Raw genomic sequence first — 25105 nt, 5'->3', positions numbered from 1 at the left:
CTGCAATCCGGGTGTCGGGTCATGTCCCCATCCTTCGTCCACCTGTTTGCGGACATGGCGCGCGATCGTGCGGGCAGTCGGTGTCCCGCATGACCGCGCGGGCCCCAAGTTGACCCTACGTTAACATCAGCCCGGCCCGTTTGGCAACGCATCCGCTGCGCGACATGCCCGACCGGACCCGCCCACGGACGATCGTCACGAAAGTTTCGCAAGCCGTTCGATTCATTGTTACATTTATGGGGGATGCCGGACGGATTGCAGATCAAGAGGAGATCCCCGATGTTCCCGACACCGCGCACCTCGGTCCTATCGCTGGCGGTTCTGACCGCGACCGGACTGGCCCAATCCGCATCCGCGCAGACCGAAATCCAGTGGTGGCACGCCATGGGTGGCGAGCTTGGCACCAAGCTGGAAGAGATCGTCGCAGGCTACAACGCCAGCCAGTCCGACTATGTCGTCGTGCCGACCTACAAGGGCACCTACCCCGAAACGATGACGGCAGCGATCGCGGCGTTCCGCGCCGGTGAACAGCCCGCCGTCGTGCAGGTGTTCGAGGTCGGGACAGGCACGATGATGGCGGCCGAAGGTGCCGTCTATCCGGTCTATCAGCTGATGGCCGACATGCAGGCGGACTTCGATCCCGCCGCCTTCCTGCCCTCGGTCGTGGGCTATTACACGGACACCGACGGCAACATGCTGTCGATGCCGTTCAACTCCTCGACCCCGATCATGTATTACAACAAGGACGTGTTCGAGGCCGCCGGTCTGGACCGCGAGACGCCGCCCGCCACGTGGGAGGAGTTGGAGTCGTTTTCCCGCCAAATCGTCGAATCCGGTGCCGCCCCCTGCGGCCTGACCACCGCATGGATCAGCTGGATCCAGACCGAAAACCTGTCGGCATGGCACAACCAGCCCATCGGCACGCTGGAAAACGGCTTTGGCGGGCTCGGGACTGAACTGTCGCTGAACGGCCCGCTGCAGGTCAAGCACTGGGACAACCTCGCGCGGTGGCAGGACGAGGGCCTGTTCCAGTACGGCGGACCCACCGGCGGCGACGATGCCCCGCCCAAGTTCTATGCGCAGGAATGCGCGATCTACATGAACTCGTCGGCCGGACGCGCCGGCGTGGTCGCCAACGCCACCGACTTCGAGGTGGGCTACGGCATGCTGCCCTATTACGAAGGCACCGATGGTGCACCGCAGAACTCGATCATCGGCGGCGCGACCCTGTGGGTCATGGCGGGCCGGGACGAGGCCGAATATCCCGGCGTCGCGGATTTCTTCAGCTACCTGTCCTCGGCCGAGGTGCAGGCGGACTGGCACCAGTTCACCGGCTATCTGCCGATCACGCAGGCGGCCTACGACCTGACCCGCGAGCAGGGGTTCTACGACGAGAACCCCGGCACCGAAATTTCGATCCAGCAGATCACGCTGAACGAACCCACGCCCAACTCCAAAGGCCTGCGGTTCGGGTCCTACGTCCAGATCCGCAGCCTGATCGACGAAGAGTTCGAGGCTGTGCTGGCCGGTGACAAGGACGCGCAGACCGCGCTCGACGATCTGGTGGCGCGCGGCAACACCCTGCTGCGCGAGTTCGAGGCGGCGAACTGATCCCGCACTGACGACGTGACCGGAAAGCCCGTGGCAGCACGGGCTTTCCCCATTCCCCCAAAGGCACTACCATGAAACGCACGATCTTTGGCAATCAGGTGCTGCCGTGGCTGCTGCTGGCGCCGCAACTGGTCGTCACGCTGGTGTTCTTCCTGTGGCCTGCGGCGCAGGCGATCTGGCAAAGCTTCTTGCGCGAGGATGCCTTCGGACTGAACACCAGTTTCGTCTGGTTCCTGAATTACCGCGCCTTGCTGAACGACGGCGACTATATGGCGGCACTGGGCACCACGGCGATCTTTTCGGTGTCGGTGGCGGCCCTGTCGATGGGTCTGGCGCTGGGACTGGCCGTGTCGGTGGACCGGCTGGTGAAACGTGCGCCGCTGTATACCACACTGCTGGTGTGGCCCTATGCGGTGGCCCCGGTGATTGCGGGCATCCTGTGGTGGTTCATCTTCAACCCGACCATCGGCATCCTGCCCTATCTGCTGGACCGCGTGGGCTATGACTGGAACCACCGCCTGCAGTCGGGCGATGCCATGATGCTGGTCGTCATCGCCGCCGCGTGGAAACAGGTCAGCTACAACTTTCTGTTCTTCGTGGCCGGGCTGCAGTCGATTCCGGCCAGCCTGCGCGAGGCTGCGGCGATCGACGGCGCGGGTCCGGTCAAACGGTTCGCCACCATCACATTCCCCCTGCTGGCCCCGACCACGTTCTTTCTGATGGTCGTGAACGTCACCTACACGATGTTCGACACCTTCGGGATCATCGACGCCACCACCGGCGGCGGCCCCAATCAGGCCACCACGATCCTAATCTACAAGATCTACGCGGACGGTTTCCTTGCCCTGAACCTCGGATCGTCGGCGGCGCAGTCGGTGATCCTGATGGCCATCGTGATCGTCCTGACGATGATCCAGTTCCGTTACATCGAAAAGAAGGTGGCCTACTGATGGTCGAGGATCGTCCTTGGCTGAACCGCCTGACCCATCTGGTGCTGATCCTTGGCGTGCTGATCGTGGCGTTCCCGGTCTATGTGGCGCTGATCGCGTCGACGCATCCCGCGACGGCCTTTTCCACGGGCGTGATCCCGCTGTGGCCGGGCGACCAAATGTGGGAGAATTACAGCCTGATGATGGGGTCCGGCCTGTCCACGGCGGGTGCGCCGCCGCTGGCGGGCATGATCCTGAACAGCCTGATCATGGCGCTGGTCATCGCCACGGGCAAGATCGCCATTTCCGTCACCTCGGCCTTTGCCATCGTCTATTTCCGCTTCCGGTTCCGGCAACTGGCGTTCTGGGCGATCTTCGTCACCCTGATGCTGCCGGTCGAGGTGCGGATCGTGCCCACGTTCAAGGTGGTGGCCGATCTGGGGATGCTGAACAGCTACGCCGGGCTGACCGTGCCGCTGATCGCATCCGCCACCGCGACGTTCCTGTTCCGGCAGGTGTTCTTGACCATCCCGGACGAGCTGACCGAGGCCGCCCGGATCGACGGCGCCGGCCCGATGAAGTTCTTTCGCGACATCCTGCTGCCGCTGTCGCAGACCAACATCGCGGCGCTGTTCGTGATCCTGTTCATCTACGGCTGGAACCAATACCTGTGGCCGCTGCTGATCACCACCGATGCCAGCTATTACACGGTCGTCGCCAGTATCAAGCGGCTGGCGCAGGCGGTGGATTCGGTGCCGCAATGGAACCTCGTGATGGCGGCGGTGATCCTGGCGATGCTGCCGCCGGTGCTGGTGGTGGTCGGCATGCAACGGCTCTTCGTCAAGGGCCTCGTCGAGACGGAGAAATAATCATGGCATCCATCACCCTCGACCGCGTCGGCAAGACCTATCCCGGCGGCGGACAGGCGGTCACGGACGTGTCCATCCGGATCGCCGACGGCGAGTTCCTCGTGCTCGTCGGTCCGTCCGGCTGCGGCAAGTCCACCCTGTTGCGCATGGTCGCGGGGCTGGAGACGATCAGCACCGGGACCGTGGCGATCGGGGACCGTGTGGTGAACACGGTCGAACCCGCCGACCGCGACATCGCCATGGTGTTCCAGAACTACGCGCTCTACCCGCACATGACCGTGCGCCAGAACCTGGCCTATGGCCTGAAGAACCGTGGCACCCCCGCAGCAGAGATCGCCCGCCGCGTGGACGAGGCGGCGGCGATCCTTGAGATCGGCGCATTTCTGGACCGCAAGCCACGGGCGCTGTCTGGCGGACAGCGGCAGCGCGTCGCCATGGGACGCGCGATCGTGCGCGAACCCGCCGCGTTCCTGTTCGACGAGCCGCTGTCGAACCTCGACGCGAAGCTGCGCCTGTCCATGCGCGGCGAGATCCGTTTGCTGCAGAAGCGGCTGGGCACGACCGCGATCTACGTCACCCATGACCAGTTGGAGGCAATGACGCTGGCGGACCGCCTCGTGGTGCTGAACGGTGGCCGGATCGAACAGATCGGCACCCCGATGGAGGTGTATCGCCGCCCCGCCACGACCTTTGTCGCGGCCTTCATCGGATCGCCGGCGATGAACCTGATCCCGGCGCAGATCGCGGATGGCGCCCTGACGGTCGGTGGCGTCCGGGTGCAACTGCCACTGCCGTCAGGGCTGGACGGGCCCGTGACGCTGGGGGTGCGGCCCGAAGACCTGCAGCCGCGCAGAAACGGGGGCGACGGTCACCTGACGCTCGACGTGAGCTATGTCGAGGATCTGGGCGCGCAGCGGCTGGTGCACGGCAGGATCGGCGGCCATGCCATGGTCTGCACGCTGCCCGCAGGCCACGCTGTGCAGGACCGCCTGTTCCTGCACGCGGACGCCGATGCGCTGCACCTGTTCGACGTGCAGGGGGGGCGACGCCTGACCTGACGGCGGGCGCAGGGGGCATGTGTGATGTCCTAGCCCACCGGGGCCAGCACGAAATCATGCGTCACGTCATAGAACGGCCCCGGCTGCCCCGCCGCCGCGATCCGGTCCGTGTCGGTGACGTGGTGGAACTTGGCCATCAGGCTTTCCTTGACCCCGAACACCGCGTCCGACTGGATGTAGTCGTCGTCGGGATCGAAGATGTGCGTCACCAATGGTGCGAACCCGTCCGCCTTGACGATGTAGTGCAGATGCGCGGGCCAATACGGATGCCGCCCGAGGGCTACCAGCAACTGCCCCACCGGGCCGTCGTCCGGGATGGGATAGAAGCGCGGTTTCGCCCCCCAGAAGTGATAGCGCCCGTCAGCCCCGGTGCGGAACACGCCGCGCAGATTGAAATCGGGCTGGATGCCCTTTTGCTGCACGTCATAGAAGCCGTCGTCGTTGGTCTGCCACACGTCGATCACGGCCCCCGCGATGGGCTGCCCGTCGGTGGACAAGATGCGGCCCTGCACCTGCATCGGCTCGCCCTTGCCATCCAGACAGATGTTGGCGCCCATCGGCAGTTCCGGCGCGCCATCGACGTGGAACGGGCCGAGGACGGTGCTTTCGGACGCCCCCGACGGCTTGCGGTTATTGATCGCGTCGACCAGCATCGACACGCCCAGCACGTCGGACAGCAGGATGAACTCCTGCCGCCAGTCGTCAGACTTGTGCCCCGTCGCGGTCAGGAACCGGATCGCCTGCATCCATTCGTCCTGCGAAGGCTCGATTTCCTTCACCGCCGCGTGCAGGTGGCGGGTGATGACGGCCATGACCTCTGCCAGCCGCGCATCCTTGGCTTCCGCATTGCGGCTGATTACGACCTCGGCGGAATTGCCTTCGGTGAAATAGCCCTGCTCGCTCATGCCGCACCCCGCACGCGCTGTGCAGCCAGCGCATCGGGTTGCAGGATCGCGGTCAGGACGCGGCGCAGGTCGGCTGCGGGATCGGCGCTGACCTCGTCCGCGCGCCATGCGACGTGGTGGTCGGGCCGCACCAGCACGCAGCCGCTGTCCCGGATGTCGCGCACCCGCGCCCAGTCGCCCGTGTGGTCCTGAATCGCGCGGCGCGGGCCGATTTGGTGCACGGTGATCGGCAGGGCGAACTCTGCGCCGACAGTGGCGGCGGCCTCGGCCCACGCCTCTCCGCCGATGCCGGTCAGCAGGCTGAACGCCCCGTGTCCGGCCAGATCGAGGGTGGACAGCTTTGTCCCCTCGGGCGTGAAGACCCACACATGCGGCAGCCGCGCGCCGGGCCACTTAGTCGGGTGGTAATGCAATTCCTCGTCCATCGCGAAGGGCGGCTCCAGCTGCCCGTCCGTCACGATGGCGGCGGAGGCATAGCGCTGGTTCATCTCGACCCCGTGGCAGTCGAATTCGTATTTCTTGAACGCGATGGCGTCGCGCAGCGCGGCGCGCTGCTTTTCCGCAGCCAACCCGCTGTCGGTGCGGGCGTCCATGTTCTGCTGCATCACGACCGGATCGACGGACCCGGTCAGGCCCAGCGCCTCGAAGATGGGTCCGAACTCTCCGATGGATTGGTTGGCGCGGGTGACGATCTGCTTGGCCACAGGTGCGCGTTCGGCGGTATAGCTGTCAAGCAGCCCCGCCCCCGCCTGTCCCCGGATCACGCTGGCCAGTTTCCAGCACAGATTGAAGGCGTCCTGAATCGACGTGTTCGACCCCAGCCCGTTCGACGGCGGATGCCGGTGCGCCGCGTCGCCCATGATGAAGACGCGCCCCTGCTGCATCCGCGTGGCGTAGGCGTTGTTCACGGTCCAGGTGTTGGCGCTGATCAGCTCGATCTCCAGCTCCGGATCACCCACAAGCTGGCGCGCGACCTCTGTCGCGTATGCGGGCGTCACATCTGGCGCAGGGCCGTTGATGTCGTAGCCCCAGACGATCAGCCATTCGTTCCATGGCCGGATCATCCGCACCAGCCCCATGCCGATGCCGCCGACGTTCGCGCCGGGTTGCATCACCCAATACAGGACCGATGGCCGGTGAGCGACGTAACGGCTCAGGTCCGCGCGGAACAGGATGTTCATCGACCCGCCGACGCCCATCTTGCCTTCGATGGGCAGGTTTTCCTGTGCGGCCACCAGCGAATTGCCACCATCCGCGCCGATCAGGTATTTCGCCCGGATCGTCAGCGTCTGCCCGGTCATCCGGTCGCGCACGGTGGCGGTCACGCCCTCCGCGTCCTGCACGTGTGACAGGTATTCGGTGCTCATCCTTCCTTGCGTGCCGCGTTTCGCCGCCGTGGTGAACAGGATCGGTTCCATGAAGGTCTGCGGCAGGTCGTTCATGAACGTGGGCGAGGACAGCAGATGCTCCGCTTTGGACATTGGATGCGTGCCCCAGCTGCGCATCCGACCGATCTCTTCGCCCGCAAGGCTTTCGCAGAACACGTTCTCGCCCATCAGGTCCTGTTCGGTGGCATGCAGATAGACCTCGGCCTCCACCTCTCGCCCCAGATCGCGCAGCACCTCCATCGTGCGCTGGTTGGTGATGTGGGCGCGGGGCGTGTTCGCCAGCCAGCGATAGCGGTTGATCGCGATGTTCGCGATGCCATAGGTCGACAGCAATGCGGCGGACGCGGACCCGGCGGGTCCGGTGCCAATGATCAGGACGTCGGTTTCCATGTCAGCCATGGGTCTCTCCCGGTGGTTGGGTGTTGCGGGGTACGGTGCGCCGCAGGCGGCGGCGGACCGGGAACAGGTGGATGCCGGTGCGGGCCGCAAACAGGCCCCACAACCCGCGCGGGGCGAACAGCATGATAACGACGCCCAGCGCGCCCAACACGATCAGATAGGTGCTGCCGTAATCCGCCAGCAGCGATTGCAGCGCAAAGAACACCAGCACGCCGATGATCGGCCCTTCGATGGTGCCGATGCCGCCGATCACCACGATGAAGATGACGAAGGCGGTCCAGTCGGTGACGCTGAACGCCGCATCCGGGCTGATCCGCCCCTTTTGCAGATAGATCAGCCCCCCCGCGATGCCGGTGCCGAACGCCGCGATCAGGAACACCAGCCACTTCATCCGCTGCGCATCGACGCCCACCGCCTGCGCTGCCGCCACGTTGTCGCGCACGGCGGCCAGCGCCAGACCGCGCTTGCTGCGCAGCAGGGCATAGACGCCCGCACAGGTGGCGACGGCCAGCGCCAGCGCCAGCCAGTAGGTGACGATGTCGCGCGCCGCAGCGTCCCGCACGTCCAGCACGCGGGCCACCCACGCGGTGCCCGCGAAATCGCGCGCGGTGGGGGGCAGCGACGTGCCGGACCCGCCGCCCAGCGCCTGCCACTGGGCGACCGACAGGCGCACCACCTCGGCCACGACCCATGTGCCGATGGCGAAATAGGCGCCCTGCAGGCGGAACGCGAAGAACGCGGTCGGTACTGCGATCACCACCGCCACGACCCCGCACAACAGCAGCGCCGCCACGGGATCGAGGCCCAGCAGCAGCCCCGCGCCGAACAGCGTATAGGCCCCGATGCCGACGAAAGCGTGCTGCCCCACGCTGACCAGCCCGCCATAGCCCGCCAGCAGGTTCCAGAACTGCGCCAGCGTCAGCATGGTCAGGATAAAGAACAGGTCCTGAATGACCCCGCGCCCGACGAACACCGGGGCCACGATGGCCGCCGCCAGCAGCAGAACGGCACAGACTCCAGCAATCCGGCTGGCTGTCGTGCGCGTGTCGACGATGGTGCTCATACGGCGCCCCTCAGTCATGGCTGCGCGGAAACAGGCCGCGGGGCCGGATCAGCAGCACGATCAGGAACGCGACGTGCCCCGACAGGATCTGCCATTCGGGGTTGATCGCGGCCCCCACGGTCTGCGCCACGCCGATCACGATGCCCCCCGCCAGCGTGCCCCACAGCGACCCCAGCCCGCCGATGATGACCGCCTCGAACGCATAGATCAGCCGCGCAGGCCCGATGGTCGGATCGAAGTTCGACCGCATCCCCAGATAGAGCGCGGCGATGGTGACGACGACCATGGCGATGCCCGTTGCGGTGGCGAACACCGACGCGGGCTTGATCCCCATCAGGCTGGCCGTCACCGGATCGTCGGACACCGCCCGGAACGCGCGGCCCAGTGCGGTGCGATAGAACAACTGGTTCAGCCCCACAATGACGGCGATGGCGCTGGCGAAAGTCAGCAGCGGCATCACCCCCAGCGTCAGCGGACCGATGGCGACCGATGCCGTCTCCAGGCTGCCCGCGCCGATGCGCTGGCTGTCGGCGGTGAACCCCTCCAGCAGCACGTTCTGCACGACGATGGACAGGCCGAAGGTCACAAGCAGCGGCGGCAGGATATCCTCGCCCAGCACCCTATTCAGCACCACGCGCTGCAACAGCCAGCCAAAGGCGAACATCACCGGCATGGCGATGGCCGCCGCCAGAAACGGGTTGATCCCCAGCACCGACACCACCAGCAGGATGACGTAGGCCGCCAGCACGATCAGGTCCCCGTGGGCGAGGTTCACCAGCCGCATGATTCCGAACACAAGGCTCAGCCCCGCCGCGAACAGCGCATAGAGGCCGCCCAGCAGGATGCCCTGCACCACCGTGTCGACCCACATCATGCGCTGACCCCGAAATAGGCGTCATGGATCGCTGCACGGCTCAGATCCTCCGGGCGACCCGACAGGGTGATCCGCCCCTCCATCATGCAATAGACACGGTCCGCGACCTTCAGCGCCTGCCCGATGTCCTGTTCCACGATGACGACCGCCGCCCCCGCGTCGCGGATGCGCGGCAGGGCGGCATAGACGTCGCGGATCACGACGGGGGCAAGGCCGAGGCTGATCTCGTCGCAGAGGAGCACGCGCGGATTGCTCATCAGCGCGCGGCCGATGGCGACCATCTGCTGCTGCCCGCCGGACAGGGACACGCCGGGGACGTGCCGCTTCTCCTTCAGGATGGGGAACAGGTCATAGACGGTCTGCAGCGTCCAGTATCCTGCATCCTTGCGCCCATGCGCCCCGATCAGCAGGTTCTCCTCCACGCTCAGCGACGCGAACAGACGCCGCCCTTCCGGCACCATGGCAACGCCTTGCGCCACCACCGCATCGGGTGGCAGCGCACCGATGGGGGCACCGTTCAGGCGGATCATCTCGGGCGCATTGCGTAGCACGCCGGAGATGGACCGCATCAGCGTGGTCTTGCCCGCACCGTTCGCGCCGATGATGGCGATGGCCTCGCCCGCGTCCAGCGTCAGATCGACGCCGAACAGCGCCTGAAAGTCGCCGTAACGGGCGGTCAGGCCGGTGACCTGCAGCAGACTCATACCTCGATCCCCAGATAGATTTCGCGCACCTCGCGGCTGGCCATGATCGTGGCCGGATCGCCGATCCCGATGACCCGCCCGAAATCCAGCACCAGCAGCCGCTCCACCACGGCGTTCAGCGCGTGCAGCACGTGTTCGATCCAGATGATCGTCACACCGCTGGCGTGGATCTGGCGGATCGTCTGGATCAGGGCGCGGCATTCGCCTTCGGTCAGGCCGCCCGCGATTTCGTCCAGCAGCAGCAGTTTCGGCTGCGTCGCCATCGCGCGGGCCAGTTCCAGCCGCTTGCGCTGTAACAGCGACAGGCTGGATGCGGGATCGTTGGCGCGGTCGATCAGTTCCGTGCGTTCCAGAATGTCGGCACAGTCGTCAGCCACGTCGCGCTCCCTCAGACCCCGCCCGTGGGTGGCCGCGACGATCAGATTCTCGAACACCGTCAGACTGCCGAAGGGTTGCGGGATCTGGAACGACCGCCCCATTCCGTTCAAGCAGCGGTGCATGGCGCTGGTGCGCGTGACGTCCGCCCCGTCGAAGGTGATTGTCCCGCGATCCACCGACAGGTTGCCGGTGATCAGGTTGAACAGCGTGGATTTGCCAGCCCCGTTCGGCCCGATGATGCCCAGCGCCTGCCCTGTGGGCACGTCGAAGCTCACGTCGTCCGTGACCTTCAGGGCCCCGAACGACCGGGATACGTTGTGCAGCGACAGGATCGACATGGCGGATTCCATCCGGGGTGTGGTCCCGCCAGACCGGCGGGACCGTGTGACGTCAGACGAGCGGTTCCATCGTGCCGCCGGTGGGGATGTCCGGCTGCATGGTGTTGTCCACGACGACCAGATCGAAGGTGCCATCCTCGGCCCTGCGCCACTGGCCGCCGACCAGCGGCGTCTTGCAGATGTTCTGCGCGGCGAAGGGCGGCACGCCAGCGCCGTCCCATGCGATGCGCCCGACCATGGTGTTCAATTCCGTCGCGCGGATCGCCTCGACCACCGCGTCGGGGTCGGTGGGATCGGACGCCCGCTTGATCACGTCGGCGGCCAGTTCGAACAGCGAATGGACGAACCCGATGGGCTGCGTCCACGGGCGCTGCGTTTCCGTGGTGAACCCGGCGGCCAGTTCGGCGCAGCTTTCGCCCGTCAGGGACGAGGTGAACGGATGCCCCGGCGACCACCACACCTCGGACGACAGGTTGTGACCGGCCTCGCCCAGCGTCTCTACCGATTGCGGGAACAGGATCGCCTTGGCGACCGTGATCGCCTTGGGCTGGAAGCCTTGCTGCAACGACTGGTTGCGGAAGGTGGTGAAGTCGGGCGGGATCACCACGCCGGTCACGATCTCGGCGTTGGCGGCGGCGAAGGCGCTGATCTGCGCGCTGAAATCGTCGGTCAGGTTTTGGAACCGGCCCGGGTCGGTGGTGGTGTATCCCGCCGCTGTGAACCCCGGTGCCACGCCCACGTTCGGATCGCCCCAGGCGTTGCCGTCGGCATCGTTCGGGAACAGCCCGCCCACCTGCTTGTTGGTATCGAGCTGGTTCCACATGCTGGTGAAGACGGAAATCACGTCCTCCAGCCCCCAGAAGTAGTGGTAGGCGTATTCGAACGGTTGCCAGCTTTCGGGGTCGGCGGGGTTGCCTTGCTGCCCGATGAAGAACGGCTGCCACGGCGCCTTGGTGGAAATCACCGGCACGCCCTCGCCCTCGCACACGGTCGCCACCGGGTTCGTCGTCTCGGGGGTCGATGCGACGAGCATGAAGTCGATCTCGTCGTCGATGATCAGCTCCTGCGCCACGGTGGCGGCGCGGTTGGGGTTCGACTGGCTGTCCTTGACGATCACCGCGACCGCGATGCCCTGTTCGGCCATGACGCGGTTGAACATCGCGATGGTAAAGCTGTCCGCCTCGGCAAAGCCTGCCAGCGGGCCGGTCTGCGGGCTGACATAGCCGATGCGCACAGGCCGCGCCTGTGCGATGGCGGGCATTGCAAGGCCGGATGCGCTTAGCGCGAACCCGCTGGCGACCCCGGTCTGTATCAGTCTGCGGCGCGTGATCATCGTCTCATCCTCCCGGTTGAAAAATGCTGTGTCTCAGGTGTCGAGGATCGGTCTGCGGTCGGCCAGCGCCCGCAGCATATGGGTCAGCACGCCGATTTCGATGCCGTTCACCGTATGGGCGCGACCCGGAAACATGTCGCTGCGGATGCGTGCCCCGGCCCGGCTCAGATCGCTGAGCAGGCGGTGGTGAGCGTCCACGGGGATCCACGGATCGGCGTCCCCGCAACTGGCATAGACCGGCAGACCGCCCAGATTGCGCAGCGGCAGCGCGTCGGCAGCGGTGCCCACGCGGCAGCCGGTGAACAGGCATGCCGCGTCGGGGATCACATCGCCCGCCAGCAGAGCCTCGCCCAGCAGGCAGGCCCACTGGGAAAAGCCGCACAGCAGCAGGGCGGCATCCGGTTCCGCCGCGCGAGCCATTGCGATCACGTCCATGATCCGCGCCACGCCGTGCCGGACCTGCGCGCGTGTGGCGTCGGTCAGCGGGTCGACAGCGCGGGCGTCGTACCAGCCCGGCCCGTCCGACTTGGGCAGGACGTAGCGCACGCCGTCCACGGCCAGATGCCCCACGATCATGTCCTGCATGTCGGCGGGCGTCTGCCCACGGCCATGCACGACGACGCAGATCACCCGCACATTCCCCCCTAACGCGACCGCGGCCACGGTTCAGAACGTCGCGGGTTCGAGGCCGGCTTCCATCTCGGCCTGACGGTCGCTGAACCACGGCGGGAACACCAAAGTCTGGCCGATGGCGTCGGCGGGCTCGTCCTTGGCCCAGCCTTCGGGCACGGTCCACGCCAGTTCGAACAGCGCCCCGCCGGGGCTGCGGACATAGCAGGACTTGAAATACATCCTGTCCTTCTGTTCCGAGATGTCGGTGAACCCCAGCCCCTCGATATGCGCGCGCAGCGCCAGCTGGTTTTCCTCGTTGCCGGTGTCGAGCGCGAGGTGGTGGATCGTGCCCCCCGCCAGCGTCCATGTGCCCTGCGCCACGTCGGGTTCGTGCAGCACCTCGACCATGGACCGCGACCCGTCCGGGCCGGGGACGGCGAAGACCATGCCTTCGTGGTTGTCCGCGACTTTCTCCAGCGGCAGGGCGATGGTCAGGAAATCGTCCATCGCGCTGCGGTCCATCACCGACACCGCACCGCCGTAGATGCCCTTGATCCCGTGCTCGGCACCGATCCCGCGATCTGCGTTGGCGATGGGGATGCGGCTGTCGGACGGGTTCTCCACCAGCTCGTGCGGGATGCCGCAGGGGTGGGCGAAGACCACCCGGTCGGCCCCGAACCGCATCGCCTTGTGCGCGGCGATGCCCATCCCGTTCAGGCGGTTCACCCAGAACTCGGATGCGCCGACCGGGATCGCCTGCATCACCACCTTGGACTGGTTCGACCCCCGCCGCCCGAACACGCCGGGCTTGGCAAACGGGAACGTCGTGATGATCGTCGACGCGTCGCCGCTGCGCGATCCGTAATACAGGTGATAGACCGGCAGCACGCCGTCGAACAGGACCGTGCGTTTCACCGAATAGAGGCCCAGCGCCTTGGTGTAGAAATCGTAATCCTCCTGCACGCCGTGGGTGCAGAGCGTCAGGTGATGATAGCCGGTCAGTCGTGCCATGGTGGTCCCCCCGTGATGACGATGCGTGGCGCGGGGCCCTGCCCCACCGCCTGCAAAACGCCCGGCCTCCTCTCCGGTCGTGTCGCCGCATCTGGTCGTTGCCGCCAGGTTAGGACCGTGCAACATGCGGGAGTATTCATTTTGGCATGTGCAGCATAACGGATCGTTATGAAAATCGACGAAAAGCATCTGGCTCAACTCGCCGCCGTGGTCGAGGCCGGTGGCGTGACTGAAGGCGCGCATCTGCTGGGCCTGACGCAACCCGCCGTGTCGCGCACCCTGACGGCGCTCGAAAAGCGTCTGGGAGAGCGGCTGTTCGTCCCCGGTCGCAGGCCGCTGGTGCCCACGGTGATCGGGCGGCAACTGGCGGCGCATGGCAAGGTGATCCTCGAGGCGTCCCGCAAGGCGTCGGAGGCGGTGCGCAGCTTTCACGCAGGATCGGCTGGCACCGTGCGGATCGGTGGGGTGCCGTTCTTCATGGATGCCTTCATCTCGCAGATGCTGGGGCAGTTTCAGGTCGGACAGCCCGACATCTCGATCGAACAGTCCTATGGCAATCTGCCGGAACTGCAGGCGGGGCTGCGATCGGGCCAACTGGATCTGGCGATCTGCCCGCTGGGCGTGGTCGATCCGGGGTCGGAACTCGCGTTCACGGAAATCCTGCCGGGCCGCAACGTGATCGCCGCGCGGGCGCGGCACCCGCTGTTCGGCCGCAAATCCATCCACCTCGCACGATCTGCTGCGCTATCCGTGGATCGCGCCGCTGCCCGGATCGCCGCTGCGGGCGGATCTGCACGCCATCCTGTTGTCCATCGGCGTCAGCGAATTCAACGTCCGCTATGCGGGTGGATCGCTGCTGAGCGTGCTGAACTACCTGCATGAAACCGACGCCCTGACGGTCCTGCCGCAAAGCGTGCTGTTCGCCTTTCGGCAGGACGGACGGTTCAAGACGCTGCCGATCAAGATCCCGCAGCCGCAGCGGTCGCTGGGTATCCTGACGCTGCGCGATGCCCCCCGGCAACCCGCCAGCGACAAGCTGACGAAATTCATCGTCCAGCGGTTCGACGATCTGCGCGCGGTGATCCTGCGCCACGAGAATGCGGTGATCTGGGGCACCTGACGCAGCACCTCAGCGCTGCAGGACCTCGGCCAGCAGGGCATTGGGATAGCGGCGCGCCTGCGTCACGGCAAAGAACGTCTCGTGTATCCCGTCAAGTCGGGCGATTTCGATCAGGGTGTCTGACTGGATCTCGTCGCGCACGACGATGGGCGGGATGATCGCCACACCCGCATCGGCCCGCGCCAAAAGACGGATCATCGCCATGTCGTCCACCTCGGCCGCCAGGATCGGCGCGACGTCCAGCCGGGCGGCCAGCGCATCGAAGGCGGCGCGCAACGCCGTCTCGCGCGTGGGCAGGATCAGGGGATGACCCGCCAGCGCGTCGCGCAGGGCATGCGGCCCCCGGCCCACCCGGGCAGGCGTCCCGATCAGACTGACGGGCTGGTCCGCGATCCGGTGGACCAACCACGGACTGGCCGCATCGCTGGCGGGCGCAAGATTCGTCAGCACCACGTCGAGCGCGAGCGCCGCCAAGCCGCGCATCAATTCGTCCTGCGACCCGGACCGCAGCACGACCTCGACATCCGCGCGCCCGATCAGGGGCGTCAGAAACTGCATCTGGAAATTCCGCGACAGGGTGGCAAGCGCGCCCACGCGCAGGGCACGGCGCGGCTGCCCGGTCTCGCGCAGCGTCGCGGTCAGGTCGTCGACGGTGCGAAAGATCGCCTCGGCATGATCCAGCGCGATGCGACCCGCCTCGGTCAGCACGAGCCCGCGTCCCTGCCGGTCGAACAGCGCCTGACCGAGCGACGCCTCCAACGTGCGCAATTGCGTAGAGAGCGCCGACTGCGACAGGTTCAGCCCGCGCGCCGCCCCCGTCAGCGTCCCGTCGCGTGCGATTGCCCTGAACAGGCGCAGATGATGCAGGTTGAGTTGGGCCACCGTTCGCTTTCATAGATCATTTATCCGCAATATATGTAATTTTATAAATATCTGTCAAAGGCTACCTCGCGTGTCGATCCGAATGACCGTGGAGCGTCACATGACCCCCTTGCCCCTCATCGCCCTCGCACCTTTGCCGTTGCTGGCAATGGCCATCGCCTGCGCCGCACGGCCCGGCCGCCGCCCCGGCCGCCAGCCTGTTCTGGCCGAAGGCGCGGCGCTGGTGACGCTGATCCTCTCGCTTGGCGGTCTGGTCCAGCTCTGGGTGGCGGGGCCGCTGACCCTGTCGGTGGCGGGCGTGTCCCTGCTGCGGCTCGATGCGGTCAGCGCGACCATGGCGCTGCTGGTGGGTTTCATCGGCTGGATCGTCGTGCGCTATGCCCGCCGCTATCTGGACGGTGAGGCGCGCGAGGGGCGGTTCCACGCGTTGACCCTTGCGACCATCGCGGCGGTGCTGGTGCTGGTGCAGGCGGCCAGCCTGCCTGTCCTGATCGCGGGATTCGTCGCGACCGGCCTGATCCTGCGGCAGCTTTTGCTGTTCTACCCCGAGCGGGCAGAGGCGCAGCGCGCGGCCAAGAAGTTCATCCGGGTCTGGGGCGCGGGCGATCTGGCGCTGATCGCAGCCGCGCTTTTGCTGTGGCGCAGCCTCGGCACCACCGACATCGCGGCGCTGAACGCCACCGCCGCCCTGCCCGGCATGGCACAGGTCGGGGTCGGCCTGCTGGCCCTTGGCGCCATGCTCAAGACCGCGGCCTTTCCGGTGCACGGCTGGCTGACCGAGGTGATGGAGGCGCCGACGCCGGTGTCCGCGCTGCTGCACGCGGGCATCGTCAATGCGGGTGGCGTCATGCTGATCGCGCTGGCGGGGCTGGTACAGGCCAGCCCCGGTGCGATGGCGGCACTGGTGGTCGTGGGCGGCTTCACCGCCCTGTTCGGCGCGCTGGTGATGCTGACGCAAAGTGCCATCAAGACGGCGCTAGCCTGGTCCACCGTGGCGCAGATGGGGTTCATGCTGCTGCAATGCGGGCTTGGTCTGTGGCCGCTGGCGCTGCTGCACATCGTGGCCCATTCGCTGTACAAGGCGCATGCATTCCTGTCGGCGGGCGGTGCGGTGCGGGCGGTGAACGCGATCCGCAAACCGGGGCCCGTCGCCGTGCCGGGCCTGCGGGCGGTGGTGCAATCCTTCGCCCTCGCCCTGCTGCTTTACGCGGTTGTCGCCGCCGGGTTCGGCAGCCTCGTCGGGGAAAAGTCGCCGCAGGCCATCGCACTGGGCGCGATCCTCGTGTTCGGCGTGTCCTACCTGATCGCACAGGGATTGGCCGATCAGGCCCCCGGTGCGCTGACGCGGCGGACGGTCGCCGCATCGCTGGCCACGACGCTGGCCTATTTCGGGTTCCAGGTGGCGGCGCAGGTCATCTGGGGAGCGGGCCTGCCGCCCGCGCCCGACGCAGGCGCACTGGAATGGGCGCTGATCGTGCTTGCGCTGTGGTCCTTCGGTAGCGCGGCATTGGCGCAGTCGCTTTTCCCGCACTGGTCGCATCACCCGGCCGCCGCCGGATTGCGCGTGCATCTAGCCAACGGCCTCTACCTCAACGCCGTGCTGGACCGCCTGACCGGCAGCTTCCGCACCCCCACGCAATCCTGATCCGACGGAGCTTGCCCATGTTCGACGCACCCATCGCGACCACCACCGCACCCGCCACCCGCATCCTCGATGCCGCCACCGCAGCCGCACGTGCCATCCCACCGGCGTTTCCGCTGGATGCGACCGTCGCCGTCAATCCGTTCCTGGGGCAGGCCCACGACGATCTGGCCCACGCGGCCGCCCGTCTGGGCCGGGTCGCGGGGATCGCCCTGACGCAACCGCGTGCGGACCTTGCGGCACAGGTCGCCGCCGGAGAGATCACGGACGACGATCTGACGGCTGCGCTGATCGCCAGCACCTCGCCGCTGAAACCGAGCGGTCTTGCGACGCTGAAGGCGCGGATGCGCGTCCCTGCCGTGCCGGTGCAGGCGCTGCCGACGGTCGCCGATCTGGCCGCACGGGCGACGGGCACCGACTGGCCCCGGATCATCGCACGCAGCGTGGGGCTGTGGGCGGCGGGGCATTTCGACAGGGGACAGGCGCTGTGGTCGCCGCGTCCTGGGCATGGCGCCTTTGCCGCGTGGCGCGTCTGGGCGACCCACGACCTGACGCCGGACATCGCCGGGCTGACCGGCTTTTGCGCCCATGTCGTCGATGCACCGGACACCGCCGACCGCGCCATCCTGCGCGCGGCCGGTCGGCTGGGGTTGACGGACGACGCGGCCGAAACGGCGTTCCACCGCGCACTGACCGATCTGGGTGGCTGGGCACAGCACGCCCGCTGGCTGCTGTGGCAGGCGGAACTGGCGGGTGGCCGCGACACGACGCTGACCGACCTGCTGGCGATCCGTCTGGTGTGGGAGGAGGCGTTGCTGGCCCATTGCCCGGCCATCGCGACCGACTGGCAGGCCGTCGTGGCCGCCCATGCCGCACCGCTGGACCCGTCGCCCGATCAGGTGCTGGACGCGATCCTGCAGGACGCGGCAGAGCGGGCGCATCAGCGCAGGCTGTCCTTGCTGCTGTCCGGTCCGGCCGAACAGGCGGGGCGTCCCGCGCTGCAGGCCGCATTCTGCATCGACGTGCGGTCCGAGGTGCTGCGCCGCGCGCTGGAGGCGCAGGATACGGGCATCGTGACGCTGGGATTTGCCGGGTTCTTCGGCCTGCCCGTCGGCCACCGGCCCGCCGGCACGGAGGAGGTGCAGGCCCATCTGCCCGCCCTGCTGACCCCCGCGCTGACCGCCACCAGCCACGGCGACCCGGACCGGGAACGGGCCACGCGCATCGCGGCCCGCACCACCCGCGCCTGGGGCCGGTTCCGGCAGGCGGCGGTGTCGTCCTTTGCCTTCGTCGAGGCGGCGGGGCCGCTTTATGGCGGCAAGCTGTTGCGCGATGCGGTGGGGCGCGGGGCACGGCCCGCGGCACCGCGTCCGCTGCCTCGGTTCGAGGCTGCGCTGACGGCATTGGAAAAGGCAAAGCTCGCCGCCAAGGTCCTGCGAGCCATGAGCCTGACCGAGGATCATGCGCGGCTGGTGCTGCTGGTGGGCCACGGGTCGCAGGTCACCAACAATCCGCATGAGAGCGCGTATCACTGCGGCGCCTGTTGTGGACAGACAGGCGAAGTGTCGGCGCGACTGCTGGCGGATCTGCTGAACGACCCCGACACCCGCGCCGGACTGCCCGCAGAAGGGCTGCACCTGCCCGCCGACACGCTGTTCGTGGCCGGCCTGCACGACACGGTGACGGACCGCGTGTCGCTGTTCCCCGATGCGCCCGCGCCGCATCACGCGGCCGATCTGGCCCATGCTGCAGACTGGCTGAACGCTGCGGGTTTGCAGGCCCGCGCCGAACGGGTGCGGCGCTTGCCGGGGGCTGCGACCGACACCCTGGACCGGCGGGCCGCAGACTGGGCCGAGGTTCGGCCCGAATGGGGCCTTGCGGGTTGTGCGGCCTTCATCGCCGCGCCGCGCAACGTGACTGCCGGGCGCGACCTGCAGGGCCGGGCGTTTCTGCACAGCTACGACTGGACGCAGGATACGGGCTTTGCCACGCTGGAACTGATCCTGACGGCCCCCGTCGTGGTCGCCAGCTGGATCAGCCTGCAGTACTACGGCTCTACCGTGGCGCCGCAGGTCTTTGGCGGCGGCAACAAGCTGATCCACAACGTCGTGGGCGGCATCGGCGTGGTCGAAGGCAATGGCGGACGCCTGCGCACCGGGCTGCCGCTGCAATCCGTCCACGACGGCGACGCCGCCGCGCATGAAGCGCTGCGCCTGACCGTGATGATCGCGGCCCCGACAGCCGCGATCACCGACGTGCTGGCCCGCCACGACGACGTGCGCGCGCTGTTCGACAACGGCTGGATGCATCTTTGCGCGCTGACCGATGGCCGTGTCGCCGCCCGCTATCGCGCAGGACTGTCATGGGACGACATGACGGACGGGCGGTAGGGGGGGGACACGACCCGACACGGGAAACGCCGCGACAGCGACCGCCACATGACGCCAATTTGTACGGTGCGGCGTGAGGGTGGCCGACGCGGGGGGCGGGCGGCAGGTCGTGACGTGTGGCGGCCAGACCGTTGTGGATCAGCCGCCGCGCGCTCAGCAGCCCGGCAAAGCGGCGCCCGACGCAGACATGGCGCCGGCATCCGCCACCGTCCACGTGTCGTCGCGCCACGCGATGCGTACAACGCGCCGCCAGTCTGCGGTCGGCAACCACAGTTCCGGTCCAACGCCGCAGTCGCGCACGCCGCCGGTGATCGCGCTGTCGCCGATCCGGTGGTTGCTGACGCCATCAAGACGCATGACGGGCACGAACCGTTCGCCGGACAGGCGCACGATCACCAGTTGCTGCGCCACGTGCGGACGGTCGACATAAGCAACCTCCGGCGTGCCGTCGCGATCGAAATCGGCGATGCCGACGATGGCCAGCCAGCGGAACCGCGTCCCGATGAAATCCCCCGCCGCCCGCAGCGCGATCCCTAGCGTCCCGTCCGCACCCGGCACGACGGTCCATGCGGTCAGGCGTGCGCCCAGCCGCTGATCGCTTTCGACGGTGACGACCTCTGGCCGGGCATCGCCGTCGATGTCCGCGAGGCGCGGGGCGATATCCTCGAACACACGATCGGGCGGCAGCACGAGGCGCAACAGGGTGCCGTCAGTCAGCGTCACCTCCAGCGCGGCATAGCCGGGAATGTCGCCGAGGACGTTGTGCGGGTAACGGTCGGTCGGATGGGTCAGCCGCGCGCCTGCGATGACATCGGTCGCCGCCATGGTACCGGTGCCGCAGGCGAACAGCGCCGCAAGACCCAGACCGACCGACCACCATGACGCACGATGCGCGACCATTCCGCCACCTACCACCGCAATGCAAGGCGGCCGGCCAGTGCGCCGCAGCCGCAGACGACCAGCACGCCGAGCGTGTACCACAGACCATAGAACAGCGCCGAATCCTCGACACAGTACAGCGAATAGACCGTCGCGGACAGGCCGCCCGCCAGCAGGCCCGCCACGGCACCGCACCGCCCGGGCCGGTCCGGTGCGCCGCGGCGCAACATCGCCAGAAGCCCCGCAAGGATCGGGACTGCCAGAACGGGGATCGACACGAGGCAGGTGTTGACGGACTTTCCCCGGACGGCCATGCCCACCGCGTCCGGCGGCGTGAAAAGCAGCGCCGCGACGACCAGCACCAGCAGGACGACCGGCACGGTGACGCTCAACCGCGCGGCGCGCGACATGGCACCGGGCCGGGCCTGCGCCATCAGCCACGGCCATGCCAGACACGCCAAGGCCAGCGGCAGGGCCGTCTTGGCGAACAGGGACACGTCGCGTAGCACGATACCGACATCCGGGCGGATGCCCCAGAACAGGGCGAACGCCACGGCAGTCATGCCAAGGCCACAGCCCAGCCCCGCCAGCACCCCCTGCGTCAGCCGGTTGCGCGACACCGGCGACAGGCCCGCGCCCATCGACGCGATGAGGTCGTCGGTATTCATCGCGGCCCCCCGCCATCGCGGGGCGTATCGCCCTGCACAAGTTGCGTCAGACGCGCCATCGCCCGGTGCAGCGCGACCCTGACGGCACCGGGGCTCATGCCGGTGGCGGCGCCCACGTCGTCGGCGCTGTCGCCGTGCAGCTTCACGCGCCGCACGATATGGGCACTGGCCGGATCGATCTGCGTCAGCAGCCGGTCCAGATCGCGGGTCGCGGTCGGATCGCCCAGCGTGTCGTCGGCCACCGCATCCTCGGTCCCGTCAAAGCCCGTCGTGCGGGTGCGGCCCCGTGATCGCAACGCGTCCACGGTCTTGTAGCGCGCGATGGCATAGATCCACGGCCCCACCGGATCTCCGTCGCGCCACGTGTGCCGCTTTTCATGGATCGCAATCAGGGTGGTCTGCACGATGTCCTCGCAATCCTCAAAGCTGCCGCCACACCGGGCGCGGACGATCCCGCGCAGCACCGGTGCGATCTCTTTCAGCCATGCGACATAGGCCGCCCGGTCGCCGGCGTTGGCCTGTCGCAGCAGGCTGGCCCATCTGGCGTCGCGTCCGGCGGTCATGTCGGTCCCTTCGGTGCCCATGCCCGCATCGTTACACGGGCCCGCACGATTTGCGCGCACAACACGCACAGGTGATCGCCGATGTTACAGCCGATCACCAGATGGCGAGCGGTGTAACGCGCCCCGTCCCACCGGCGAACTGCCCTGCATCGGACGCCACTGGGGCGCCGAGCATCTGACGGGAGTTCCACCATGACCACCAAGACCACCACACTTGCCCTCGCGATCCTTGGCGCCTTCACCGCCGCCACCGGTGCCACCGCACAGGACATGGAAAAGTGCTTTGGCGTGGCGCTTGCCGGCGAGAACGGCTGCGCCGCAGGCCCCGGCACGACCTGCGCCGGCACTTCGACGATCGACTATCAGGGCAACGCCTGGTCGCTGGTCCCCGCCGGCACCTGCACAGAGATGATGGTCACCGCAAGCGCCGACGGCATGGACCGCATGGGATCGCTGGAAGCGCTGGAGCGCGACATCCCGATGTGATGCCACCCCCGGCACCCCGTGGCGATGCCACGGGGTGCCGTCCCCCATGCCAGAGGACCCAGTGCCATGATCCAGCATCCCGCCCCCACCACCCGCCTGCCCGCAGGCACCGGCATCGGGTTGAAGCGCGCCCATGTGGCAGGCCTGCTGGCCGGTCCCGCTTCGCTGTCGTTCCTCGAGGTGCACGCCGAAAACTACATGGGCGACGGCGGCCCGCCACATGAGGAACTGACCGCGCTGCGGCGCGACTTCGCCCTGTCGGTCCACGGCGTCGGGCTGTCGATCGGCGGTGCGGGGCCGCTGGACGATGCGCATCTGTCGCGGCTGGCGCACCTGTGCGACCGCTATCAGCCAGAGAGTTTTTCCGAACACCTTGCATGGTCCAGCCACGACGGGGCGGGGCTGAACGACCTGCTGCCGCTGCCCTATGACGCGGCCACATTGCGCGCGGTCTGCGACCACATCGACCGGGTGCAGGACGCGCTGCGCCGCCCGATGCTGCTGGAAAACCCCGCGACCTACGTGACCTTCGCCCACTCCACAATGGAGGAGACGGATTTTCTGCGCGCGATCACCGCCCGCACCGGCTGCGGCCTGCTCCTTGACGTGAACAACGTCTTCGTCAGCTGCACCAACCACCGCGCCGATCCGCGCGCCTACCTTGCGGCCTTCCCTCTCGATGCCGTGGGCGAGATCCATCTGGGCGGTCACCATGCGGAGGATCTGCCCTCCGGCCCGCTGCTGATCGACACGCACGGCGCTGCGGTCGCTGACCCGGTCTGGACGCTTTATGAGGAGGTCATCGCCCGTACCGGCCCGCTGCCCACGCTGATCGAATGGGACACCGACGTGCCCCCCCTGCCCGTCCTGCTGGCCGAGGCCGACCGTGCCGCGGCGATCATGGCGGGCGCCACCCCAGCGCGCGAGGTGCGCCATGCCATCGCATGAGGCGGGACAGGCGGCCTTCGCCGCCGCCGTGATGCAGCGCGTGGCCCCCACCGACCTCGCCCCCCTCGGGGTGACGGCGGTGGGCGATCTGGACCGGCGGTTCGCGGTCTATCGCAATACCTTTGCCCATTCCCTGACCGAAGCGCTGGCGGCCCGGTTTCCCACGGTGCAGCGGCTGGTCGGTGCCGATTTCTTTCGCGCGATGGCGGCGATGCATGTCACCGAAACGCCCCCCGACAGCCCGGTGTTGCAGACCTATGGCACGGCGTTCCCCGCGTTCCTGCGGCGCTTTCCGCCAGTCGCGCACCTGCCCTATCTGGCGGATGTGGCGACGGTCGAGGTTTTGCGCGGGCAGGCCTATCACGCCGCCGACGCCACGCCGCTGACGCCCGATGCGGTGCAGGCCGCCTTGGTCCGCGATCCACAGGACGCGGTCCTGACCCTGCATCCCGGCCTGCGGGTGGTGCACACGGATCACGGCGCGGTGTCGGTCTGGCGCTGCAACCAGCCGGGTGCAGTCCCCGCCCCCGTTGCGCCCGCGCCAGAGGCCGCGCTGATCTTTCGTCATGCAGGCAACGCGGTGGTGCTGCCCGTGGCCACCGCCACGGCAGCGGCCGTCGCAGCCTTGGCTGCAGGCACACCGCTGGGCCGCGTGCCCGAGGTCGCCATCGCCACAGCCCTTCCTCCCCTGCTGCGCCACGCGCTGATCCTGCGCGTGACCGCCGCCAACCCAAAAGGCACGTCATGATCCAGACCGCCGTCATGCCATCCCAACCCCGCGCCGGACTACGGCACCGCATCCGCGCGCTGAATGCCTTGGGCAACCACCTGCCGTGGACCGTGCCGGCCCTGCTCGCCCGCCTGATCCCCGCATGGGTATTCTGGGCCTCGGCGCAGACCAAGGTCGACGGCCTTGCCATCGCCGAGGGTACATGGTGGCTGTTCGAGAACGAATATGCCTTGCCGCTGATCCCCGCCACCCTCGCCGCGGTACTGGCGACGGTGGGCGAGCATGTGTTTGCCGTCTGCCTGCTGCTGGGGTTCGCCACGCGGGCGGCGGCCGGAGGGGTGCTCGGCATGACGCTGGTGATCCAGATCTTCGTCTACCCCAACGCGTGGGTGACGCACGGGTTGTGGGCCGCCTGCTGCCTTGCGCTGATCGCTCGCGGACCGGGTGCCCTGTCGCTGGACCGCGCATTGGGCCTGGATCGCTGAAAGATCGATCGTCCCGGCGTGCCGTATGGGGTGATCCGTCGAACAGACGCCAGCACTTGCTGCTGAGCGCTTTCATCGGTTCGATCACCCTTCGGCTAAAGCCATGTCTGGCTCGTCGTCGGCCGTCCATAACAGCTTGCGTTGTCATATCGTCCGCCTCGGTCTGTGGCCGGCAGCGGACAGGGGGTCGACTGATCATCGCTCTTTTGAAAGATTTATCGGTGCTGATAATCCTGGCGATGCAGGCTGGCCCTGTTGCACAAATCGGCTTGTGGCCCAGGTTCGCCTTTTCCCGGACGGGTTTATCCCACAGCTTTTTTGACGGGTATGCCGAGCGCTGTGTAGCCGTTGAGCATGGCGATACGGACCTGAAGTTCCGCGACCTGGCGGTCGAAGTCCCGTGCCATGAGGCGCTGCCCAAGCAGATTCACACAATGCATCTTCGTCTCGACGCGGCTCCGTTGGTGGTATCCGCTCCATCGTCGCCACAGAGCGCGGTTGAGCTATTTGGAGGCCCGCAGGATCTCGTTTCGCGCGGCGGCACCGCCGGTGACGGGCTGCCACGGCTTCGCGTTCTTTCGGGGCGGGATGACAGCGTGGGCACCGCGGCCCGCGATGGCATCATGGCACTTGCGGGTGTCGTAGGCACCGACGGCGGTCACCGAGCCGACCTCTTCGCCGATCGGGATCTGGCCGAGCAGATAGGGCGGGACCGGAGCGTCACCAATGTGGCTTCCGGTGATCTCGGCGGCTCGGATCTCCAGCGTTTGCTCGTCGATCCCGAGGTCGATCCTGCGCCAGACCTGCGGTTTGGGACCACCATGCTTGCTGGCGTGCCAC

The 25105-nt window shown here is 67.6% G+C and carries 25 protein-coding genes and 1 pseudogene; 12 read left to right on the top strand and 14 right to left on the bottom strand.

Annotation, left to right across the window (positions count from 1 at the left end; genetic code table 11):
* Window positions 1–279: 279 nt before the first annotated feature.
* From ugpB to BMX16_RS06135, 4 genes are all read left to right on the top strand, one after another.
* Window positions 280–1611, top strand: a complete 1332-nt coding sequence (gene ugpB / locus BMX16_RS06150) for a sn-glycerol-3-phosphate ABC transporter substrate-binding protein UgpB (protein WP_089900331.1) — start codon at window positions 280–282, stop codon at window positions 1609–1611.
* A 71-nt stretch (window positions 1612–1682) separates the two neighbouring features.
* On the top strand, window positions 1683–2561 hold the full coding sequence (gene ugpA, locus BMX16_RS06145) for a sn-glycerol-3-phosphate ABC transporter permease UgpA (RefSeq protein WP_089900328.1): 879 nt from the start codon (window positions 1683–1685) through the stop codon (window positions 2559–2561).
* Window positions 2561–3409 carry a sn-glycerol-3-phosphate ABC transporter permease UgpE gene (gene ugpE, locus BMX16_RS06140; protein ID WP_089900325.1) on the top strand — a complete coding sequence of 283 codons (849 nt, stop codon included), beginning with the start codon at window positions 2561–2563 and terminating at the stop codon, window positions 3407–3409. Before ugpA ends, ugpE begins: the two co-directional genes overlap by 1 nt.
* A 2-nt stretch (window positions 3410–3411) precedes the next feature.
* Window positions 3412–4467, top strand: coding sequence for a sn-glycerol-3-phosphate import ATP-binding protein UgpC (locus BMX16_RS06135; RefSeq protein ID WP_089900321.1), 1056 nt, complete (start codon window positions 3412–3414; stop codon window positions 4465–4467).
* Window positions 4468–4496: 29 nt separating this feature from the next.
* Here BMX16_RS06135 and BMX16_RS06130 read toward each other — a convergent pair whose 3' ends face one another.
* The 9 genes from BMX16_RS06130 to BMX16_RS06090 are packed head-to-tail and all read right to left on the bottom strand — an operon-like array spanning window position 4497 to window position 13472.
* Window positions 4497–5372 (bottom strand): intradiol ring-cleavage dioxygenase, encoded by an 876-nt coding sequence (locus BMX16_RS06130; RefSeq protein ID WP_089900318.1) that lies wholly within the window; start codon window positions 5370–5372, stop codon window positions 4497–4499.
* Window positions 5369–7159, bottom strand: a complete 1791-nt coding sequence (locus BMX16_RS06125) for an FAD-dependent oxidoreductase (protein WP_089900315.1) — start codon at window positions 7157–7159, stop codon at window positions 5369–5371. Before BMX16_RS06125 ends, BMX16_RS06130 begins: the two co-directional genes overlap by 4 nt.
* On the bottom strand, window positions 7152–8222 hold the full coding sequence (locus BMX16_RS06120) for a branched-chain amino acid ABC transporter permease (RefSeq protein ID WP_089900313.1): 1071 nt from the start codon (window positions 8220–8222) through the stop codon (window positions 7152–7154). Before BMX16_RS06120 ends, BMX16_RS06125 begins: the two co-directional genes overlap by 8 nt.
* Before the next feature lie 10 nt (window positions 8223–8232).
* On the bottom strand, window positions 8233–9096 hold the full coding sequence (locus BMX16_RS06115) for a branched-chain amino acid ABC transporter permease (RefSeq protein WP_089900311.1): 864 nt from the start codon (window positions 9094–9096) through the stop codon (window positions 8233–8235).
* Window positions 9093–9800: an ABC transporter ATP-binding protein gene (locus BMX16_RS06110; protein ID WP_089900308.1), complete on the bottom strand. Its 708-nt coding sequence runs from the start codon at window positions 9798–9800 to the stop codon at window positions 9093–9095. The genes BMX16_RS06115 and BMX16_RS06110 overlap by 4 nt, the downstream gene beginning before the upstream one ends.
* A complete protein-coding gene (locus BMX16_RS06105) occupies window positions 9797–10516 on the bottom strand; it encodes an ABC transporter ATP-binding protein (RefSeq protein WP_089900685.1) in 720 nt (239 codons plus the stop codon). Before BMX16_RS06105 ends, BMX16_RS06110 begins: the two co-directional genes overlap by 4 nt.
* Window positions 10517–10568: 52 nt before the next feature.
* The gene (locus tag BMX16_RS06100) at window positions 10569–11849 is read right to left on the bottom strand and encodes an ABC transporter substrate-binding protein (RefSeq protein ID WP_089900305.1); all 1281 of its coding nucleotides are present in this window, start codon (window positions 11847–11849) and stop codon (window positions 10569–10571) included.
* Window positions 11850–11882: 33 nt separating this feature from the next.
* On the bottom strand, window positions 11883–12479 hold the full coding sequence (locus BMX16_RS06095; RefSeq protein ID WP_089900302.1) for an alpha/beta hydrolase: 597 nt from the start codon (window positions 12477–12479) through the stop codon (window positions 11883–11885).
* A 36-nt stretch (window positions 12480–12515) separates the two neighbouring features.
* Window positions 12516–13472: a VOC family protein gene (locus BMX16_RS06090; RefSeq protein ID WP_089900682.1), complete on the bottom strand. Its 957-nt coding sequence runs from the start codon at window positions 13470–13472 to the stop codon at window positions 12516–12518.
* Window positions 13473–13640: 168 nt separating this feature from the next.
* Here BMX16_RS06090 and BMX16_RS06085 point away from each other — a divergent pair, with 168 nt between their 5' ends.
* Window positions 13641–14354, top strand: a complete 714-nt coding sequence (locus tag BMX16_RS06085) for a LysR family transcriptional regulator (RefSeq protein ID WP_245731383.1) — start codon at window positions 13641–13643, stop codon at window positions 14352–14354.
* Window positions 14236–14592 carry a LysR substrate-binding domain-containing protein gene (locus tag BMX16_RS17925; RefSeq protein WP_245731397.1) on the top strand — a complete coding sequence of 119 codons (357 nt, stop codon included), beginning with the start codon at window positions 14236–14238 and terminating at the stop codon, window positions 14590–14592. The genes BMX16_RS06085 and BMX16_RS17925 overlap by 119 nt, the downstream gene beginning before the upstream one ends.
* 9 nt (window positions 14593–14601) lie before the next feature.
* Here the strand turns inward: BMX16_RS17925 and BMX16_RS06080 are convergent, their stop codons facing one another.
* Window positions 14602–15474, bottom strand: a complete 873-nt coding sequence (locus BMX16_RS06080) for a LysR family transcriptional regulator (protein ID WP_089900298.1) — start codon at window positions 15472–15474, stop codon at window positions 14602–14604.
* 100 nt (window positions 15475–15574) lie between these two features.
* On the opposite strand from BMX16_RS06080, the gene BMX16_RS06075 reads away from it, so the two are divergent.
* Together BMX16_RS06075 and BMX16_RS06070 are read left to right on the top strand one after the other, a co-directional pair.
* On the top strand, window positions 15575–17119 hold the full coding sequence (locus BMX16_RS06075; protein ID WP_089900296.1) for a proton-conducting transporter transmembrane domain-containing protein: 1545 nt from the start codon (window positions 15575–15577) through the stop codon (window positions 17117–17119).
* A gap of 17 nt (window positions 17120–17136) precedes the next feature.
* Complete coding sequence (locus BMX16_RS06070) at window positions 17137–19506, top strand: YbcC family protein (RefSeq protein ID WP_089900293.1); 2370 nt, start codon at window positions 17137–17139, stop codon at window positions 19504–19506.
* Window positions 19507–19659: 153 nt separating this feature from the next.
* Here the strand turns inward: BMX16_RS06070 and BMX16_RS06065 are convergent, their stop codons facing one another.
* The 3 genes from BMX16_RS06065 to BMX16_RS06055 are packed head-to-tail and all read right to left on the bottom strand — an operon-like array spanning window position 19660 to window position 21616.
* Window positions 19660–20406: a hypothetical protein gene (locus BMX16_RS06065; protein WP_089900291.1), complete on the bottom strand. Its 747-nt coding sequence runs from the start codon at window positions 20404–20406 to the stop codon at window positions 19660–19662.
* 8 nt (window positions 20407–20414) lie between these two features.
* Window positions 20415–21053: an NrsF family protein gene (locus BMX16_RS06060; protein WP_089900288.1), complete on the bottom strand. Its 639-nt coding sequence runs from the start codon at window positions 21051–21053 to the stop codon at window positions 20415–20417.
* Entirely contained in the window at window positions 21050–21616 is a 567-nt protein-coding gene (locus tag BMX16_RS06055) for a sigma-70 family RNA polymerase sigma factor (RefSeq protein ID WP_089900680.1), read from the bottom strand. Before BMX16_RS06055 ends, BMX16_RS06060 begins: the two co-directional genes overlap by 4 nt.
* 192 nt (window positions 21617–21808) lie before the next feature.
* Between BMX16_RS06055 and BMX16_RS06050 the strand changes: the two genes are divergently transcribed.
* From BMX16_RS06050 to BMX16_RS06035, 4 genes are all read left to right on the top strand, one after another.
* Complete coding sequence (locus tag BMX16_RS06050) at window positions 21809–22102, top strand: BufA1 family periplasmic bufferin-type metallophore (protein ID WP_089900285.1); 294 nt, start codon at window positions 21809–21811, stop codon at window positions 22100–22102.
* A 66-nt stretch (window positions 22103–22168) separates the two neighbouring features.
* Window positions 22169–23050: an MNIO family bufferin maturase gene (gene bufB, locus BMX16_RS06045; protein WP_089900282.1), complete on the top strand. Its 882-nt coding sequence runs from the start codon at window positions 22169–22171 to the stop codon at window positions 23048–23050.
* A complete protein-coding gene (locus tag BMX16_RS06040; RefSeq protein ID WP_089900279.1) occupies window positions 23037–23798 on the top strand; it encodes an HvfC/BufC N-terminal domain-containing protein in 762 nt (253 codons plus the stop codon). The genes bufB and BMX16_RS06040 overlap by 14 nt, the downstream gene beginning before the upstream one ends.
* The gene (locus BMX16_RS06035; RefSeq protein ID WP_245731381.1) at window positions 23795–24265 is read left to right on the top strand and encodes a DoxX family protein; all 471 of its coding nucleotides are present in this window, start codon (window positions 23795–23797) and stop codon (window positions 24263–24265) included. Before BMX16_RS06040 ends, BMX16_RS06035 begins: the two co-directional genes overlap by 4 nt.
* A 302-nt stretch (window positions 24266–24567) precedes the next feature.
* Here the strand turns inward: BMX16_RS06035 and BMX16_RS06030 are convergent.
* Window positions 24568–25105: pseudogene (locus BMX16_RS06030) on the bottom strand (IS5 family transposase); the annotation flags it as partial.

Source organism: Loktanella fryxellensis, assembly GCF_900110065.1.
GTDB classification, from domain to species: domain Bacteria; phylum Pseudomonadota; class Alphaproteobacteria; order Rhodobacterales; family Rhodobacteraceae; genus Loktanella; species Loktanella fryxellensis.
The sequence above is the reverse complement of the archived record's forward strand: the minus strand, read 5'-3'. Positions and strand labels throughout refer to the sequence as shown.

Coding starts and splice junctions, on each gene's coding strand:
- BMX16_RS06035 (WP_245731381.1), top strand. CDS start 23,795: ATGATCCAGACCGCCGTCATGCCATCCCAACCCCGCGCCGGACTACGG.
- BMX16_RS06070 (WP_089900293.1), top strand. CDS start 17,137: ATGTTCGACGCACCCATCGCGACCACCACCGCACCCGCCACCCGCATC.
- BMX16_RS06075 (WP_089900296.1), top strand. CDS start 15,575: ATGACCCCCTTGCCCCTCATCGCCCTCGCACCTTTGCCGTTGCTGGCA.
- bufB (WP_089900282.1), top strand. CDS start 22,169: ATGATCCAGCATCCCGCCCCCACCACCCGCCTGCCCGCAGGCACCGGC.
- BMX16_RS06055 (WP_089900680.1), bottom strand. CDS start 21,616: ATGACCGCCGGACGCGACGCCAGATGGGCCAGCCTGCTGCGACAGGCC.
- ugpE (WP_089900325.1), top strand. CDS start 2,561: ATGGTCGAGGATCGTCCTTGGCTGAACCGCCTGACCCATCTGGTGCTG.
- BMX16_RS06065 (WP_089900291.1), bottom strand. CDS start 20,406: ATGGTCGCGCATCGTGCGTCATGGTGGTCGGTCGGTCTGGGTCTTGCG.
- BMX16_RS06130 (WP_089900318.1), bottom strand. CDS start 5,372: ATGAGCGAGCAGGGCTATTTCACCGAAGGCAATTCCGCCGAGGTCGTA.
- ugpA (WP_089900328.1), top strand. CDS start 1,683: ATGAAACGCACGATCTTTGGCAATCAGGTGCTGCCGTGGCTGCTGCTG.
- BMX16_RS06135 (WP_089900321.1), top strand. CDS start 3,412: ATGGCATCCATCACCCTCGACCGCGTCGGCAAGACCTATCCCGGCGGC.
- BMX16_RS06100 (WP_089900305.1), bottom strand. CDS start 11,849: ATGATCACGCGCCGCAGACTGATACAGACCGGGGTCGCCAGCGGGTTC.
- BMX16_RS06105 (WP_089900685.1), bottom strand. CDS start 10,516: ATGTCGATCCTGTCGCTGCACAACGTATCCCGGTCGTTCGGGGCCCTG.
- BMX16_RS06040 (WP_089900279.1), top strand. CDS start 23,037: ATGCCATCGCATGAGGCGGGACAGGCGGCCTTCGCCGCCGCCGTGATG.
- BMX16_RS06115 (WP_089900311.1), bottom strand. CDS start 9,096: ATGATGTGGGTCGACACGGTGGTGCAGGGCATCCTGCTGGGCGGCCTC.
- BMX16_RS06085 (WP_245731383.1), top strand. CDS start 13,641: ATGAAAATCGACGAAAAGCATCTGGCTCAACTCGCCGCCGTGGTCGAG.
- ugpB (WP_089900331.1), top strand. CDS start 280: ATGTTCCCGACACCGCGCACCTCGGTCCTATCGCTGGCGGTTCTGACC.
- BMX16_RS06120 (WP_089900313.1), bottom strand. CDS start 8,222: ATGAGCACCATCGTCGACACGCGCACGACAGCCAGCCGGATTGCTGGA.
- BMX16_RS06110 (WP_089900308.1), bottom strand. CDS start 9,800: ATGAGTCTGCTGCAGGTCACCGGCCTGACCGCCCGTTACGGCGACTTT.
- BMX16_RS06050 (WP_089900285.1), top strand. CDS start 21,809: ATGACCACCAAGACCACCACACTTGCCCTCGCGATCCTTGGCGCCTTC.
- BMX16_RS06060 (WP_089900288.1), bottom strand. CDS start 21,053: ATGAATACCGACGACCTCATCGCGTCGATGGGCGCGGGCCTGTCGCCG.
- BMX16_RS06125 (WP_089900315.1), bottom strand. CDS start 7,159: ATGGCTGACATGGAAACCGACGTCCTGATCATTGGCACCGGACCCGCC.
- BMX16_RS06090 (WP_089900682.1), bottom strand. CDS start 13,472: ATGGCACGACTGACCGGCTATCATCACCTGACGCTCTGCACCCACGGC.